The sequence below is a fragment of the Kribbella kalugense genome, assembly GCF_004365875.1.
GTDB classification, from domain to species: Bacteria; Actinomycetota; Actinomycetes; order Propionibacteriales; family Kribbellaceae; genus Kribbella; species Kribbella kalugense.
In genome coordinates, this window is the sequence record NZ_SODF01000002.1 from 677,454 (window position 1) to 692,970 (window position 15,517).

General features: G+C 67.8%; 15 protein-coding genes and 1 pseudogene. 9 read left to right on the top strand and 7 right to left on the bottom strand.

Features of this window, described 5'->3' with window-relative positions; genetic code table 11:
- Genes EV650_RS20855 through EV650_RS20865 form a run of 3 tightly spaced genes read right to left on the bottom strand, consistent with a single transcriptional unit; the run spans window position 1 to window position 3,049 of the window.
- Complete coding sequence (locus tag EV650_RS20855) at window positions 1-828, bottom strand: carbohydrate ABC transporter permease (protein ID WP_134120718.1); 828 nt, start codon at window positions 826-828, stop codon at window positions 1-3.
- The gene (locus tag EV650_RS20860; protein WP_134120719.1) at window positions 825-1,757 is read right to left on the bottom strand and encodes a carbohydrate ABC transporter permease; all 933 of its coding nucleotides are present in this window, start codon (window positions 1,755-1,757) and stop codon (window positions 825-827) included. Before EV650_RS20860 ends, EV650_RS20855 begins: the two co-directional genes overlap by 4 nt.
- On the bottom strand, window positions 1,754-3,049 hold the full coding sequence (locus EV650_RS20865; RefSeq protein WP_134120720.1) for an extracellular solute-binding protein: 1,296 nt from the start codon (window positions 3,047-3,049) through the stop codon (window positions 1,754-1,756). Before EV650_RS20865 ends, EV650_RS20860 begins: the two co-directional genes overlap by 4 nt.
- Window positions 3,050-3,329: 280 nt before the next feature.
- On the opposite strand from EV650_RS20865, the gene EV650_RS20870 reads away from it, so the two are divergent.
- The gene (locus EV650_RS20870) at window positions 3,330-4,043 is read left to right on the top strand and encodes a hypothetical protein (RefSeq protein ID WP_134120721.1); all 714 of its coding nucleotides are present in this window, start codon (window positions 3,330-3,332) and stop codon (window positions 4,041-4,043) included.
- Window positions 4,044-4,134: 91 nt separating this feature from the next.
- The gene (locus EV650_RS20875; RefSeq protein ID WP_134120722.1) at window positions 4,135-4,848 is read left to right on the top strand and encodes a hypothetical protein; all 714 of its coding nucleotides are present in this window, start codon (window positions 4,135-4,137) and stop codon (window positions 4,846-4,848) included.
- On the opposite strand, the gene EV650_RS20880 is transcribed toward EV650_RS20875, so the two are convergent.
- Window positions 4,813-5,604: an ArsR/SmtB family transcription factor gene (locus EV650_RS20880; protein WP_238174351.1), complete on the bottom strand. Its 792-nt coding sequence runs from the start codon at window positions 5,602-5,604 to the stop codon at window positions 4,813-4,815. The genes EV650_RS20875 and EV650_RS20880 overlap by 36 nt on opposite strands.
- A 33-nt stretch (window positions 5,605-5,637) precedes the next feature.
- Here EV650_RS20880 and EV650_RS20885 point away from each other — a divergent pair, with 33 nt between their 5' ends.
- Complete coding sequence (locus tag EV650_RS20885) at window positions 5,638-6,780, top strand: MFS transporter (protein WP_134120724.1); 1,143 nt, start codon at window positions 5,638-5,640, stop codon at window positions 6,778-6,780.
- Window positions 6,781-6,911: 131 nt separating this feature from the next.
- Here the strand turns inward: EV650_RS20885 and EV650_RS20890 are convergent, their stop codons facing one another.
- Window positions 6,912-8,423: a serine/threonine-protein kinase gene (locus EV650_RS20890; RefSeq protein WP_238174352.1), complete on the bottom strand. Its 1,512-nt coding sequence runs from the start codon at window positions 8,421-8,423 to the stop codon at window positions 6,912-6,914.
- 94 nt (window positions 8,424-8,517) lie between these two features.
- On the opposite strand from EV650_RS20890, the gene EV650_RS20895 reads away from it, so the two are divergent.
- The 6 genes and pseudogenes from EV650_RS20895 (at window position 8,518) to ptsP (ending at window position 14,338) form a co-directional block, all read left to right on the top strand.
- Window positions 8,518-9,078 carry an RNA polymerase sigma factor gene (locus tag EV650_RS20895; protein ID WP_134120726.1) on the top strand — a complete coding sequence of 187 codons (561 nt, stop codon included), beginning with the start codon at window positions 8,518-8,520 and terminating at the stop codon, window positions 9,076-9,078.
- A gap of 40 nt (window positions 9,079-9,118) precedes the next feature.
- Window positions 9,119-10,357, top strand: coding sequence for an MFS transporter (locus EV650_RS20900; RefSeq protein ID WP_134120727.1), 1,239 nt, complete (start codon window positions 9,119-9,121; stop codon window positions 10,355-10,357).
- A 41-nt stretch (window positions 10,358-10,398) separates the two neighbouring features.
- Window positions 10,399-11,403 (top strand): dihydroxyacetone kinase subunit DhaK, encoded by a 1,005-nt coding sequence (dhaK, locus tag EV650_RS20905; RefSeq protein ID WP_134120728.1) that lies wholly within the window; start codon window positions 10,399-10,401, stop codon window positions 11,401-11,403.
- Between the two features lie 2 nt (window positions 11,404-11,405).
- Complete coding sequence (dhaL, locus tag EV650_RS20910) at window positions 11,406-12,026, top strand: dihydroxyacetone kinase subunit DhaL (RefSeq protein ID WP_134122586.1); 621 nt, start codon at window positions 11,406-11,408, stop codon at window positions 12,024-12,026.
- Window positions 12,023-12,433, top strand: a pseudogene (gene dhaM, locus EV650_RS41105) (dihydroxyacetone kinase phosphoryl donor subunit DhaM); the annotation flags it as partial. The gene dhaL and the pseudogene dhaM, both read left to right, overlap by 4 nt.
- 51 nt (window positions 12,434-12,484) lie before the next feature.
- The gene (ptsP, locus tag EV650_RS20915) at window positions 12,485-14,338 is read left to right on the top strand and encodes a phosphoenolpyruvate--protein phosphotransferase (RefSeq protein WP_238174570.1); all 1,854 of its coding nucleotides are present in this window, start codon (window positions 12,485-12,487) and stop codon (window positions 14,336-14,338) included.
- On the opposite strand, the gene EV650_RS20920 is transcribed toward ptsP, so the two are convergent.
- Together EV650_RS20920 and EV650_RS20925 are read right to left on the bottom strand one after the other, a co-directional pair.
- Entirely contained in the window at window positions 14,317-14,973 is a 657-nt protein-coding gene (locus tag EV650_RS20920) for a cupin domain-containing protein (RefSeq protein WP_134120730.1), read from the bottom strand. The genes ptsP and EV650_RS20920 overlap by 22 nt on opposite strands.
- Window positions 14,970-15,512 (bottom strand): GNAT family N-acetyltransferase, encoded by a 543-nt coding sequence (locus EV650_RS20925; RefSeq protein WP_134120731.1) that lies wholly within the window; start codon window positions 15,510-15,512, stop codon window positions 14,970-14,972. Before EV650_RS20925 ends, EV650_RS20920 begins: the two co-directional genes overlap by 4 nt.
- Window positions 15,513-15,517 lie beyond the last annotated feature (5 nt).

The following is a 15,517-nucleotide window of genomic DNA, read 5'->3' on the forward strand; positions in this document are numbered from 1 at the left end:
TTATCCCTTCAGGCCACTGGAGAAGCCACGGATGACGTACCGCTGCAGGAACAGGAACACCAGCAGGATCGGCAGTGCCGCGAGCACCAGACCGGCCGCGACGAGTCCGTAGTCGGAGGTGTACTCGTTGACAAAGGCAAACACCCGGACCGGCACGGTCTCCCGGCCGGAGCCGCCGAGGTAGAGCAGCGGGGTGAAGAAGTCGTTCCAGATGTGTACGGCGTTGAGGATCAGCACCGTGCCGGTGATCGGACGCAGCAGCGGGAAGATCACGTGCGCGAACGCCTGCAGGTGCGAGGCGCCGTCGATCAGCGCGGCGTTGGTGTAGTCGGCCGGCAGCGAGCGGATGAAGCCGGTGTAGAGGAAGACCGTGAACGGCAACTGGATGCCGGTGTAGAACAGGATCATCCCTTGATAGGTGCCGAGCAGGCCGAGGTTGTTGACCAGTTGGTAGAGCGGGATCATCCCGAGCTGGAAGGGCAGGATGATGCCGACCAGGAACAGGATGTAGAGCGAGTAGCTCAACCGCGTCGCCGTACGGGCCAGGAAGTACGCCGCCAACGAACCCAGCACGATCAGGACCAGCACGCTGCTCGCCGTGATCAGAGTGCTGTTCAGCAGAGCGGAGCCGAGTGACGCCGATCGCCAGGCTTCGCCGAAGCTTCCGACGGACGGCGGGTCCGGCAGCGACAACGGCTTGTTGGCGATCTGCGTCGGATCCTTGAACGCCAGCGTCACGAGCGCGTAGACGGGGAACAGGAACGCGATCGCGGCCGCCACCATGACGACCTCGAGCACGAACGTGCGGGGACGGTATCCGGTCCTCATGCGGCCGTCTCCCTCGAACGCAGGTACCCGATCTGGATGAAGGACACCGCCGCGACGAAGATCGCCAGTACCAGCGCGACCGCCGTGCTGTACCCGAACTTCCCGAACACGAAGGCCTGCTTGTAGAGCACCGTCGACAACGTGTCGGTCGCGTACCCGGGACCGCCGTTCGTCATCGCGATGATCTGGGTGAACAACGTCAGCCCGCCGACCGTCGACAGCATCACGTTGATCGTCACGGCCGGCGCCAGCAGCGGCCAGGTGATGTGCCGGAACCGGGCCATCGTCCCGGCGCCGTCGACCATCGCGGACTCGAGCAGCTCGGCCGGCACACCTTCGAGCCCGGCCAGGAAGATCACCATCGAGTACCCGGCGCACTGCCAGATCACCGTGAACGCGACCGACCAGATCGCCAGCGACGGGTTGCCGAGCCAGTCCTGCCGCAGGCCGCCGAGCCCGACCGCACCCAGCACGGCGTTCAGGCCCGCATCCGGCGAGGGGTTGTAGACGTACTTCCACAGGAACGACACCATCACCGGGCTGACCACGACCGGGGCGAAGAAGATCACCCGCAACGCCATCCGGGTCTTGATCCGGGTGTGTACGCCGAGCGCGAGCAGCAGCCCGAGTCCGTTCTGTACGACGACGATCGCGACCGTCAGCATCAACGTGTTGCGCAGCGCGCCCAGAGCCTGGTCGTCGTGGAACAGCTGCTTGAAGTTGTCCACCCCGACGAAGGACCGTTGTTCACCGACTCCGGACCAGTCGGTGAACGCGGATCCCGCGCCGGACAGCGCCGGATACAGCACCACGAACGCGTAGACCAGCAACGCCGGCACCGCGAACAACCACGGCGGCGCCACCATCGCTCCGCGCCGCCGCGGCGCCTTCACCGCATCCCGTCGTACCGCCTGTGCAGTGATCGTCATGCGCTCTTCCGGTAGGCCTCGTCCATCTTCTTCAGCGCGGCCGGAACCGTGCTCTTGCCGCCGAGGAGCTCCTGGACGACGGCGAAGTGGGTGGGCTGGACCTCGGCGTTCGGCCAGCGCTGGTCCATGAACGGGACGGCCTTGTTGTCCTTCAGGTACGGGAGGAACGGCTTCAGCACCGGGTCCACCTTGGCGTCGCCGTCGGAGTACAGCGGGACGCACGCGACCGCCTCGGCCCAGGCGTTGACGGTCTCCGGCTGTCCGCAGTACTCGATGAACTTCTTCGCCTGCTCGGCCTTCTTGCTCTTCGCGCTGATCGCGATGCCGACCACCACCCCGCCGGGGATCCAGTTGTCGGCGGCGACATCCGTGGCCGGGAACGGGAACATGCCGAGGTCGTCCGGCGTCGGCGACGCCTCGCGGAACGCCTGCAGGACCGCGGACACCTGGACCGCCATCGCCGCCTTGCCGGTGCCGACCATCGAGGTGGCCTGCTCGTACGTCGTACCGTTCGGGTTGTCGTTGAAGAAGCCCTTCTTCTGCAACTCCAGGTACTTGTCCATCGCGTCGGCCCAGCCGGAGTCGGCGAACGACGCGTTGCCGGCGGTCATCTTGTCGTCGAAGTCGGGCGTCTTGGCGTAGACCGTGCCGGGGACCAGCGCGTAGTCGATGAGCTGGGTGACCCACGGTGTCTGGGCGCCGAGGGCGATCGGGACGATGCCCTTCTTCTTCAGCTTGTCGCAGACCGCGAGCAGCTCCGACCAGGTGGTCGGCACCTCGACACCGGCGGTCGCGAACGCCTTCTTGTTGTAAATCGCGCCCAGCACGCTGGTGCCGGGCGAGAAGATGAACGTCTTGCCGTCCTGCTGGAACGCACCCTTGAAGCCGGTCGGGATCTTCTGCGTCCAGGACTGGTCGCTGAGGTCGGCGAGCAGGTTCGCCTTGCTCAGCTGGACCATCGACATCGCGCTGCCGTTGCCCGGGTAGACGGCGTGCAGGTCGGGTGCGTTGCCGGCCGCGAGCTGGGCCCGGAGCGCGGTCTGCAGCTGGTCGGCCGGTGAGAACGACAGGTTGAAGTCGAAGCCGCCGTTGGCCTTCTTGTAGTCGTCCAGCGCCTTGCGCAGACCGGCCTCCTGGCTGCCCGCGCCGATCACCTTGAGGGTGCCACCGGATGACGACGAGCCGCTGCCGCCGCCGCAGGCCGTCAGCGTGCCGGCCGCCGTGGCGGCGACCGTAGCCCCGCCGATCAGCTGCAGGAGCCGCCGCCGGCTGACGGACTGATCGAGTGCCATGGATCCTCCTGAGCGCCGAGATACCGGCGAAGCATGTGAAGTAACCGCAGGATCGTGTTACTTTCGTCACCGGGACCGTACGTACGGGCCGGGAGGGTGTCAAGCCCTCGTTGAAAGGATTCAGTCGGGAAGGCACTCCGTCCGGGGTTTGGGCTGCTGCCCACCTCTCCTGAGAAGATGGCGCTGTGCTCGTGACCGCCTCCCCACCTCCGGCCGGTACGCCGTACGCCGTACTGCTGCCGGGCGGCCGAGTCATGTCCGCGTATGGACCGGTGCACGAGTGAGACGAGTCCTCCTGGCCGGCCTTCTGCTGCTGGCCCTGGCGCTCGGCGTCGGCGGTGGCTACTACGCCGGCGACCGCTACGACACCCCCGAACCCAGCGCAATCGGCACCGCCGGCCCCCTCGGCGTGCTGTCGACCTCTCCGTCCCCGACCCCGACGGAGCCTTCACTACCGGTGAAGACGCCCGTCCCGAACAACCTCGACCCCCTCGAGACCGGCCTCCACTACACCCGCCACACCTTCACCGTCACCCCGAAGGATGAGCCCTCCGTCGACCTCTCGATCGAAACGCCACAGGGCTGGCGCCTGACCAGGGACGACAAGTACCCCGCCGAGGTGAAGTACCTGGACGACCAGAAGGTGCGGGGTGTCCGTGTGCAGGCCGTCGAGCCGGTCGTGCAGACCCCCGCCGACGCGATGGCGCTGCTCATCCTGAACCTCAAGTCGAGCCAGGCCCCGCAGAACGATCTCCAGATCCGCAGCAAGACGACCGGCAAGGTTGCCGGCGACGACGGCCAATCCCGGCCGGTCGCGACCCTGATCTACACCTACATCCCCGGCGACACTCTCCGCTACGTGATCGTCCGCTGGGTCGCGACACAAGGCCAACTCAACGATGTCACGATGAGCATCACCGGCCTTCCCCAGGACGCGAATGGGCTGAACGAGGTGCTCCAGAAGGCCACGACGACGGTGCACGAGGTCGGCTGACCTGGTTTCACGGAATCGTTACCTGGAGGGATGCAACCCGGGAGTGGACTCAGGTGTCTTCTGTCAGTAGGGAACTGGGGAAGGTGGGGGCGTGAAGAGGAACGTGTCGCGGCGGGCGCTGCTCGGCGCCGGCCTGCTCACGCTCGCCGGAGCCGGCGGCGCAGCCGGCTACGGAGTCGGCCTGTTCCTCACCGACGAGCCCAGCCTCGCGGGTACTGCGGCACCCCTTCCGATGGAGACCAGTCCGGATCCGTCCGCGACGCCGACCACACCGGACCCGTCGCCGAAGTACGTCGTACCGGACGACACCGAGGCGCTGCAGGCGGACGACATCGAGTACAAGATCCGCGAGTTCACCGCGACCGCCGTCGTACGCTCGTCGGTCCGGGTCCGGGTGCCGAGCACCTGGAGTTTCACCCAGCCGGATCCGCCGAAGACCGGTCGGTACACCGATCCCACCTCGAAGCGCTGGATCCGGCTGGAAGCCGGGTTCACCATCCAGCGGGCGCCGGCCGTCTCGATGGCCGAGCGACTCAAGCAGCTCGCATCGGTGCCCGCCAGCCAGATGCTCTCGATCAAGTCGCAAACGGTGGATCCGGACTCCAAGGAAGCGACGCTCGTCTACACCTACGTGCCGGAGAACTCGCTGCGCTACGTGATCGTCCGGTGGGTGGCCAACGGCGCCGGCCTGTGCACGTTCGAGATCGCGGTCACCGGACTCCCCCAGGACCAGGACGCCCTGGAGGCCATCCTGGACCACGCGGCGCAGTCAGCCCTCCGCACCGACTCGCAAATCGGCTCCTAGCAGTCCGGCGAGGGCTTCGTGGCCTGCAGGAGTTAGGTCGACAGCTCGTTGGTTGGGGCGGCGGTGGAGCCAGTTATTGACCAGCAGGCTGTCGACGACGGATGCGCCTAGTTGGCCCGACAGGTGGTGGCGTTGCTCGCTCCAGTCGACGCAAAACCTCAGGAGCTGGCGGCGGGACGGCTGGTCGGCCAGGTCGACGCCCAGCTCGGCGAAGACCTCAGATGCCTTGGAACCAAGGGCATACGGGCCATCCGGGAGCTGCTTGGCCAGTGGGTCGTCCGGACGGCGGTCCGCGCCGACACCGCCGTCGGTGCGCCTCAGGGCATCCCGGCGTACCAGACCGTCCAGCAGGGCCACGCCGAGGCGGCCGGCCAGGTGGTCGTAGCAGGTGCGAGCCTCGCGGAGTGCTGCGGCGCGGGTGCTTTGGCGGAGCGACTTGATCGGCTGCGGTTTCGCGATGCGGGCCAACGCCTCTACTGCGGCGGCCACGTCCGGACCGGACAGTTTGTAATACCTCTGACGACCGGAGCGCTCGACTGCAACCAGACCGCCGTCCAGCAGCTTGTGCAGGTGGCCACTGATCGTCTGTGGTGACACAGCGGCCTCCGAAGCCAGCAAGGAGGCGGGCAGCGCGCGGCCATCGGCCAGCGCCATCAGGACCTTCGCCCGCGCGGGCTCGGCCATCAGGCCGGCGGCGCGAGCCACATCGGCATCTCCACCCATGCCATCCATCTTCACACCGCCATACTTCGGCACAACCCGAAGCGTTTCGGTGGCAGCTTGGACAGCATGTTGCTCGCCTTGCTGTGCGTCGGAATCTTCCTGGTCCAGCTGGACGTCACCGTGGTCAACGTGGCGCTGCCGACGATCCGGACCGGTCTTGAGACCAGCGCATCCGGGCAGCAGTGGGTCGTGAGCGGGTACATGATCGCGCTGGCCGGGCTCCTGCTCGTCTGTGGGGTGCTGGGCGACCGGATCGGCCACCGACGGGTCGTGCTCACCGGGCTGACCGTTTTCGGCTGCGCGTCCCTGGTGTGCGGCATTGCGCCGAATATCGAGCTCCTGATCGCAGCGCGAGTACTCCAGGGCGTCGGCGCCGCACTGCTTTTGCCAGGCACCTTGGCTGTCATCACCGATCAGTACGTCGACAAGGCCGAAAGAGCCCGCGCTGTTGGGATCTGGGCCGGTGCGGGTGCACTGGCATTGGTTGCCGGGCCAATCCTCGGCGGCGTACTGGTCAGCGGATTCGGCTGGCGTGCGGTGTTCCTGATCAACCTGCCGATCATCGCGTTAGTCCTGCCGATGGCGTGGCGGATGGTGCCACAGCACCGGACCGCTCGCCGCGAGACCCACATCCGGCTGCGCATCGGCGCAGCGTTCGTCGGCGCCAACGTGGTCTCCGGCCTGATGAATCTGGTTGGTCTAGGCACGCTGCTCGCCCTGACCCTTTATTTACAAGAGCATCTGGACCAATCCGCGCTGCGCGCCGGCCTGGAGCTGCTGCCTGTTCTGCTGCCGCTAGCCGTGCTCGGCCCTGTCTCGGGCCGCATCACGGCTCGGTACGGCTCCCGGCTCCCCATGTCGTTCGGCCTTGCTCTCGGGGCTATCGGCTCGTTCTGCCTGCTAGCCGTCCGCCCCGACAGCCGGTACGCCGCGGTCATCCCGGTGGAGCTCTGCCTGGGTATCGGCATGGGGTTGCTGACCGCCGCCGTGGTCCACGCGGCGATCGCAGCCCTGCCACCGGACCGCGCCGGCCTGGCCAGTGGAGTCAACAACACCGCCCGGCAGGCTGTCGGCGCTGCGGGCGTAGCACTCTACAGTGCGGTTCTAAGCCACTCCGCGACCTTCACGACGGGCCTCCATACCCTCGCCTGGACAGGCGGTGCACTGTGGGTGCTAGGCCTCGGCATCACCTGGCTGACAGTGGATTAGTCAGTCAGTCGGCCAGATGGTGCGGAAGATCGTCGAGCGCCACCGGTAGAACCTGCGACGAGCGGACTGCATCAGCGCCGGCGACGGCCGGAGCCGTTCCGTCGGAAAACGCATGGGGGACTTCCTCAGCGCTAGTACTTCACCGAATCGGCGATCTCGGCAGCCCGGGCGGCATCTGGCGCGATCACCTGGACGAGCAGCGAGCCGCCGGTCCCCCGATCGACGACTCGTTCGTACAGGACCATATCGCCACCGGCGCACCCGCTCGAAAGCCGGTCCGTGGTCGGCCGGTCGTTGAACGTGCCCTGGCTGACCGTCTCTGGCTTGCACCCGAGCGCGGTGTTGTCGGGAAGGGCCAGCTTCGACCCGGCGAGGCCGAGGAACACGCCCGGCGCGGTCGCGGACAAGTCGGTATCCCGGCTGACCCGGAACGCGGGCGTTCGTGACGTGCTCCCTGGTGCCAGCCAGTCCGTCTGGGCCACCGACTTCGCCCACTCGCGCGGAACCGTCACCTTGAACTGCCCCTGCGAGACCTCTATCGCCTTGCCTCTGGACTGGTACCACTGCCCGGCGTACCCGGCGCCGCCGCCGACCAGCAGCGCCAACAGGGCGGCGACGACCCACCGCCCGCGCTTCCGCTTCCGCTTGGGTGTTGGGACAGGCTGTGGCTCGACCTTCTCGGTGGTCTCTTCTGGTACGGCGGGCGCGTCGACGGCGACGGTCTCCGCCGCCGCGTCCTCGGTCACCGACGGCTCGGCAAGCTTCACGATCGTCGGTTGGTTCTCGTCGCTGAGCGCGGTCTTGCCGTCGAGATCGCCGGCGACCTGAATCGTCTCCCGGATCGACAGCGGGAAGTCGTGTGTCGTCTCGTCGAGCCCACCCACGAGTGCCCGGGTGAACGACTGGACGTCCGGCCAGCGATTCTCCCGGTCCGGCTCCAGCGCCCGGACGATCGCGGCGTCGACCTGCTCCGGCAGCTCGAACCCGAGCGAGCTCGGCGGCGGCGCCACCTTGACTCGGCTGGCCGCGCCCAATCCGTCGACCTGATGCGGTGAGCGCCCGGTCAAAGCGGCGTACGCGACCGCGCCGAGTGAGTACTGGTCGGCACGCTGGTCCAGCCGCTCACCCAGCGCCTGCTCGGGAGCGACGTACGACGGGGTGCCGCCGGGCATCGTGATCCGGGACACCTCGTCGAGCGACTTGCCCAGACCGAGGTCGGACAGGACGGCCCGCTCACCGTCGTCCGTACTGCGGAACAGAACGTTGGCCGGTTTCACGTCCCGGTGCAGCAGGCCGCGCCGGTGCAGGGCCTGCAGGCCGCGACCGACCTGGACCACCACGTCGACGGCCTCGGCCAGGGCCAGTGGCTTCTGCTTCAGCCGGTCGGCCAGCGTGCCGCGGTCGGCGTAGGTGAGCACCAGGAACGGCCGGCCGTCCTCGAGTTCGCCGACGTCGTGCACCTGGACGACGTGCTCGGACTCGACGCGGCGCAGGAACCGGCCCTCCTCGAGAAACCGGTGCCGGACCGAGTCGTCGTGCCCCCAGTTGTCGGCGAGCACCTTGATCGCGACCTCGGCATCCAGTTGCTCATCGTGAGCAAGCCATACCGTAGCGAAACCGCCCGAGCCCAGGCGTCGGCGCACGACGTAACGTCCGAGTCTGGTTGGGACCCCCATACAAGGCATTATGGAGTACCGGAGTGTCCCGTGCCGGGGCCGATCGACAGCAAAGGCGCAGATGAGCGAGAGCACCAGCCCGACCGACGACCTCGGAGTCTTGGCCGAGCGCGCCCAGGCGGGCGACAAACACGCGATGGACGACCTGCTGCGGCAGGTTTATCCGCGTGTCCTGCGGATCTGCCGCAGCGTGCTCCCGTACTCCGCAGACGCCGAGGACGCGGCCCAGGAAGCACTACTGAACGTCGCCACCAAGATCGGCTCGTACTCCGGCCGCAGCAGCTTCTCCACCTGGGTCCACTCGGTCGCGGCCAACTCGGCCAGGTCGACGTACCGCAAGCTGAAGCGCACCGCCCAGGCCGCGCACAACCCGGAGACGATGGAGAAGCCGGACCCCCGGACCACCAGCGTGATCGCCGGCACCCGCCTGGACCTGCTCGAAGCCCTGGAGACCCTGGAGCGCGACCGTCCCCAGATGGTCACCCCGCTGGTACTGCGCGATGTCTACGGCCTCTCGTACGAGGAGATCGCCGCCGTCGTCGGCGCTCCCCTCGGCACGGTGAAATCCCGCATCCACGACGCCCGCGAGGTAGTCCGCCCCCTCCTCCGCCCCAAAGACTGACGACTGATCACTGACCTCGCACGGGCATACCCTCCGGGTTATGTCCGCCCGGGGGTTATTGCACAACGGTGACTATCTCAAGCTGCTGACCGGCCAAACGATCAGCAGCATCGGCTCGGCCATGAGCTCGTTCGTCTTCGTGCTGCTCGGCCTGGCCATCACCGGCTCCCCGGTGCAGGCCGGCCTGATCGGTACGGCGGGAGCTCTCGGGCAGACCCTGATGTCGCTGCCCGGCGGCGCGCTGGCCGATCGGTGGAACCGGCGCCGGATCATGATCGGCTACAGCCTGTTCGGGACCCTGCTGTACGGCTCGGTCGCGGTGGCCGGCTGGCTCGACGTACTGACGCTGCCGCATCTGATCGCCGTCAGTCTGCTGAGCGGCGCGGGCTACGTCCTGTTCGTCCCGGCCGAGGCCGGTGCGCTGCGGCAGATCGTCGACCCCGACGACATCTCGACCGCCCTCGCCGCCAGCCACGGCCGGCAGAACCTGGCCGCTCTGATCGGGGCTCCACTCGGCGGTCTGCTCTACTCGATCGGCCGCGTCATCCCGGTCGCCATCGACACGATCTCGTACCTGGTGATGACGATCATGCTGACGACGATCCGGCACCCGCTGCCTGCCGCCAAGCCCGACGGCGACAAGCACGAGCCGATGCTGAAGGCGATCCGCTCCGGGCTGACCTGGATGTTCCGGCAGCCCGCGCTGCGGACGATCGCCGTCGTCGCGACCATCCTCAACTTCGCCGCGAACGGCACATTCATCGTCCTGATCCTGAGCATGCAGCAGCGCGGCGTACCGACGCCCGTGATCGGGTTGCTGGAGACAGGGCTGGGTGTGGGTGGCCTGCTGGGCGCGATCGCCGCACCAAAGCTGCTGTCGAAGTTCAGCACCGGCAAGATCACGATCGCCTCCGGCTGGATCACCACTATCACCTTCGGCGCGACCGCGTTCACCACCCACGCGGCCGTGCTGATCGTGCTGCCGGCGCTCGCGATCTTCCTGCTGCCCGCGCTGAACTCCGGCCTGTTCGGCTATCAGATGCTGATCACCCCGGACAACCTGCAAGGACGTGCGCAGAGCGCGGTCATGTTCCTGGCCAGCAGCACCAATCCGCTCGCACCGTTCCTCGGCGGCCTGCTGCTCGAAGGGTTCGGCTCGCGGTCGGCGCTGATGGTCTTCGGCGGGTTGCTCGTCATCGCCGCCGTACTGCTCACCCTCAGTCGTCCCATCCGCTCGATCCCGTTGCTGTCGGAGGTGTCAGCTACAACGGCCACCTGAGAGGGCTCCCGTTCTGGGCGGGCGTGTGCTCAGATGGGTCCATGAAGAAGCTCATCAACGAACCTGGTGATGTTGTGAGTGAGGCGCTGCAGGGGGTGGCGGCAGCGCACCCGGATCGGTTGCGGGTCGATCTGGAGAACCGGATCGTCTACCGCAAGGACGCGCCGAGACAGGGGAAGGTGGGGCTGATCTCCGGCGGAGGGTCGGGGCACGAGCCGATGCACGGTGGGTTCGTCGGGCTCGGGATGCTGGACGCCGCGTGTGCGGGTGAGGTGTTTACGTCTCCGGTGCCGGACCAGATGATGGCCGCGACCAAGGCGGTCGACGCGGGTGCCGGCGTACTCCACATCGTGAAGAACTACACCGGCGACGTGATGAACTTCGAGATGGCCGCCGAGCTGGCCGCCGCCGACGCAGGCACCGAGGTGCTGTCGGTGGTGACGAACGACGACGTCGCCGTACAGGACAGCCTCTACACGGCCGGCCGCCGCGGGGTCGGCGTGACCGTACTGCTGGAGAAGATCGTCGGCGCGGCCGCCGAGGAGGGCCGCCCACTGCAAGAGGTCGCGGACCTCGCGAAGCGGGTGAACGACAACGGTCGCAGCATGGGAATGGCACTCACGTCGTGCACAGTCCCGGCCGCGGGCAAGCCGACGTTCGAACTCGCCGAGAACGAGATGGAGGTCGGTATCGGCATCCACGGCGAGCCCGGCCGGCAACGGTTGCCGCTGGCACCGGCCCGCGAGATCGCCTCGATGCTCCTTGACCCGGTCGTCTCCGATCTCCCTTACCAGCAAGGCGATTCGGTGATTGCCTTCGTCAACGGCATGGGCGGTACGCCGCTGATCGAGCTCTACATCATGTACAACGAGGTGGCCAAGCTGCTCGACCGGGCCGGTATCACCGTGGCCCGCTCACTGGTCGGCAACTACATCACCTCGCTCGAGATGGCCGGCTGCTCGATCACCCTCCTGAAAGTGGACGACGAACTGGTACGCCTCTGGGACGCACCGGTGAACACCCCCGGCCTACGCTGGGGCGCGTGAGCATGGGAGTCGATTCCTTCGTCAACTGGCTGCGCGACGTTGCGGGTACGTTGCATGAGAATGCGGCGTACCTGACCGAGCTGGACTCGGCGATCGGGGACGCCGACCACGGCGCGAACATGGATCGCGGGTTCCAGGCGGTCGTCGCGGTGCTGGACGAGACGTCGTTCGACAGTGTCGACGAGCTGTTGAAGAAGGCCGGGATGACGCTGGTCAGCAAGGTCGGCGGGGCGAGCGGGCCGCTGTACGGGACGTTCTTCCTGCGATTCGGGACTGCGATGTCCGGCGTCGAGCTGACGCCGGAGACGATCGGGCGCGGGCTACACGCCGGGGTCGAGGGAGTGCTTGCCCGCGGCAAGGCGGAACTCGGCGACAAGACGATGTACGACGCCTGGGCGCCTGCACTCGAGGCGTACGACGCTGCTGTCGCGGGCGGATCCGATCTCGGCGCGGCGCTGACCGCGGCTGCGGAGGCGGCCGCGAAGGGCCGGGACGCGACGGTGCCGCTGGTAGCGCGCAAGGGCCGGGCGAGCTATCTCGGCGAGCGCAGTGCCGGTCATCAGGATCCTGGGGCGACGAGTACGACGCTGATCTTGGAGTCCGCGGCCCGCACTCTCTCATGATCGGGATCGTGGTGGTGTCGCACAGCCGGCCGCTGGCTGAGGCGGCGGTCGGGCTCGCCGCGGAGATGGTTGCCGAGGACAAGCGACCGGTGATCGCAGTGGCGGCCGGGCTGGACGCGACGACGTTCGGCACAGACGCGATGGCGGTCTCGGAGGCGATCACCTCGGCAGACAGCGCGGACGGCGTACTGGTGCTGCTCGATCTTGGCTCGGCGATCCTTAGTGCCGAAATGGCGCTGGAGTTCCTGGAGCCTGACGTCGCCGGGCATGTCCGGCTCACCAGTGCTCCGCTCGTTGAGGGATTGGTTGCCGCGGTGGTGACTGCCTCCACCGGCGCCTCCCTCGACGCTGTGGTTGCCGAGGCCGAGCGCGGGCTGGTCGGCAAGCAGGACCATCTCGGCGACAGTCCGGCGGCTGCTGTGGCTCCGGTCGTGGAGGCGGACCGGAGCGTGGAGGTTGTGGTCGGCAACGAACATGGGCTGCACGCTCGACCGGCTGCTCGGTTGGTCGGGGTGGTGAACGGGTTCGACGCGACGGTCACGCTCACTGACTTGGACACCGGGAAGGGTCCGGTGGATGCGGGCAGTTTGAGCATGGTCGCGACGTTGAACGCCCAGCAGGGGCACCGGGTGCGAGTTGGTGCGAGCGGTCCGCAAGCCGACGAAGCGCTGGCGGCGATCGAGAAGCTGGCGGCGGAGAACTTCGGCGACGAGCCCGCCCAGAAGGCTGCACCTGCGGCGAGTGGGTCTGGGCTGGATGTCGCGATCGGGCCGGCGGTGCTGGTGGGTGCGGGTGTCGATCTGAGCGGTTATGTTGCCGGGGACAACGAACTTGGCCGGCTGGACGATGCGCTCGGGGCGGTGGCTGACGAACTTCGTGAGCTGCGGGACGGCACCGCTGAGCACGGGGAGATCTTCGAGGCGCACCTTGCGTTGCTGAACGACCGCAAGGTGCTGGACGACGTGCGTACGGCGATCTCCGGCGGGGCATCGGCGCCCGCGGCGTGGAGCGAGGCGTATGACGGTCTGGCGGAGACGTTCGAAGGGCTCGAAGACGGCTACCAGCGCGAGCGAGCTCAGGACGTCCGAGCGGTGCGGGATCGAGTACTGCGAGCACTGGTCGGGGCAACCTCCGCCGCGCCGGTCGAGTCGGGGATTCTCGTCGTACCTGAGTTGGATGCGGCTACTGCGGCCACGCTTGACGCGACCCGGATCGCCGGGATCGCGGTGCGGGCGGCAGGGACGACCGGGCATGGGGTGATCGTGGCTCGCTCGCGCGGGATTCCGTTGATTACCGGGATCGGTGACGTCGAGGTACCGGCCGGCGCGACGGTCGCCTTCGACGTACGCACGGGATCGTTCGAGGTCGAGCCCGACGAGGACCGGGTACGGGCGACGATCACGGAGCGCCGGGACGAGCGGGAGCAGGCCGTCGTACGAGCGGACGAGCCGGCCACCACGCGCGACGGGCGGACGATCGACGTAGTGGTGAATGTCGGAGTCGTTCAGGACGCGGTCGACGTGCGCGGGGCGGACGGGTCCGGTCTGGTGCGGACCGAGGTGCTCTTCGGTGACCGCCGTACGCCTCCCACCGTCGATGAGCAGGTCGAGACGTTCCGCGCGATCGCGCGAGCGCTGCAGGGCAAGCCGATCACGATCCGGACCTGGGACATCGGCGGCGACAAGCCGTTGCCGTTCCTGCCCCAGGCCAAGGAGGCGAACCCGTTCCTCGGCGAGCGCGGCCTGCGGGTCTTCCGCCGTCGGCCGGAACTGCTCCGCGATCAGCTCGAGGCCATCCGGCGTACGGCGGCCGAGACCCCGGTGCACGTGATGTTCCCGATGGTGACGACCGCCGACGAGGTCGCCTGGGCGTTGGGCGAACTCGGTCCGAGGGACGGTCTCGAGGTCGGCATCATGGTCGAGATACCGGCGGCCGCGTTGCGCGTCCGGACTCTCGCCAAGGATCTCGACTTCGTCAGCATCGGCACCAACGACCTCACGCAATACACAACGGCTGCCGACCGCACCAACACTGCTGTCGCCTCACTCGCCGACGGTCTGGACCCAGCGGTCCTCCAGCTCATCGACCACGTCGTCCGCAACGCCGGCGTACGCGTCGCGGTCTGCGGTGACCTCGCCAGCGACCCACAGGCCGCAGTACTACTGGCGGCTCTCGGCGTCACTGAGCTCAGCGCGGTCGGACCGCAGGTGCCGCTCGTCAAAGCACGACTGCGACAGGCCGACCTCAGTCAGGTCGACACTGTCGCAGTACTAGCTGCTCGGGACGCGGATCAGGTACGCGGCCTGCTGTAGTAGCGCAGCTCGACCAGGTTGAAGCCGGACGTGCGGTCTGGCTTGGCGGGGAGGGCGTAGGACTCGCCGGGCTCCAGGTAGGTCACGTCCGGGTGCTCGAGGTCCAGGTCGACCACCAGGGCCGGGTTGGCGCCGGTGTGCCAGGTGTACGACTCACCGGCCTCCGGGGTCAGGTGCTGCACGCGTACGTCGTCCTCGTCGACGACGACCTTGGCCGGGATCTCACCGGCCTGCTCGAAACCGGCCTCGGCGGGCACACCCGCGACCGCGAAGTACGGGTCACCGGAGGCCTCCTCGCCGAGGTCGAGGAGCTCGATCAGCCGGTTGAGGTACGGCGCGTCGCCGTCGTTGGTGAGCATGTGCACCGGGGACACCGGGCGGTGCACCGAGCCGCCGACGGTCTCGCTCAGGTGCCTGGCCGGGCTGCCGTCCAGCCAGTCCATGTGGCACGGCGACGTCGACAGGCACAACACGACGTACGGGTTGTGGTGCAGGTGCCAGGCCTGCGCCTCACTAGGTGCCAGCGACACCTCCCAGACCCGGACGCGCGAGTTCTTCAGCAGCACACTGGTCCCGATCTCCCCCAGCACAACCTCGGTGCCATCGGGAGCGGTCACGGTGGTACCTGCGGTCATGCGGTCTCCTCAATTGGTAGCTCCATCGCAACACCTGCCAACACAATGCCGTCCGGCATCGGTAGCTGAGCAGACTCCACCTCTGTGAAGCCAAAAGCCTTGTAGAGCGGTACTCCGGGCAGCGTGGACATCAACGCCAGTTTGGTGAACCCCTCTGCCCGGGCCGCCTCGGTACACGCAGTCAGGATCGCCCGGCCGAGTCCGCGCCGCGTCCAGTCCGCCCGGACGAACATCGCCCGAATCCGGGCCGGCTCGGTCGCCGGATCCAGGAGCCGCTCGTCAGCTCCCGCAGTACTCGCGTTGAACAGCTTGTTCCGCCGACTCCACCCACCGGCCGCAACGATCTCCCCAGCGGCCTCGTGCACGTAGTATGTGCCGTCGTCGATCAGCGCGGTGTCCAGCGTGGTGATGTGCTCCGCCGCACTGGCCGTCTCCACCGAGTCGTAGTACGCCGGGAACACGTCGAGCACCGAGGCTTGGGCCAGCTCAGCAATGGCTGCCCCGTCCGCCGGCACAGCTAGTCGCAGTACAGGGTCCACGCGGA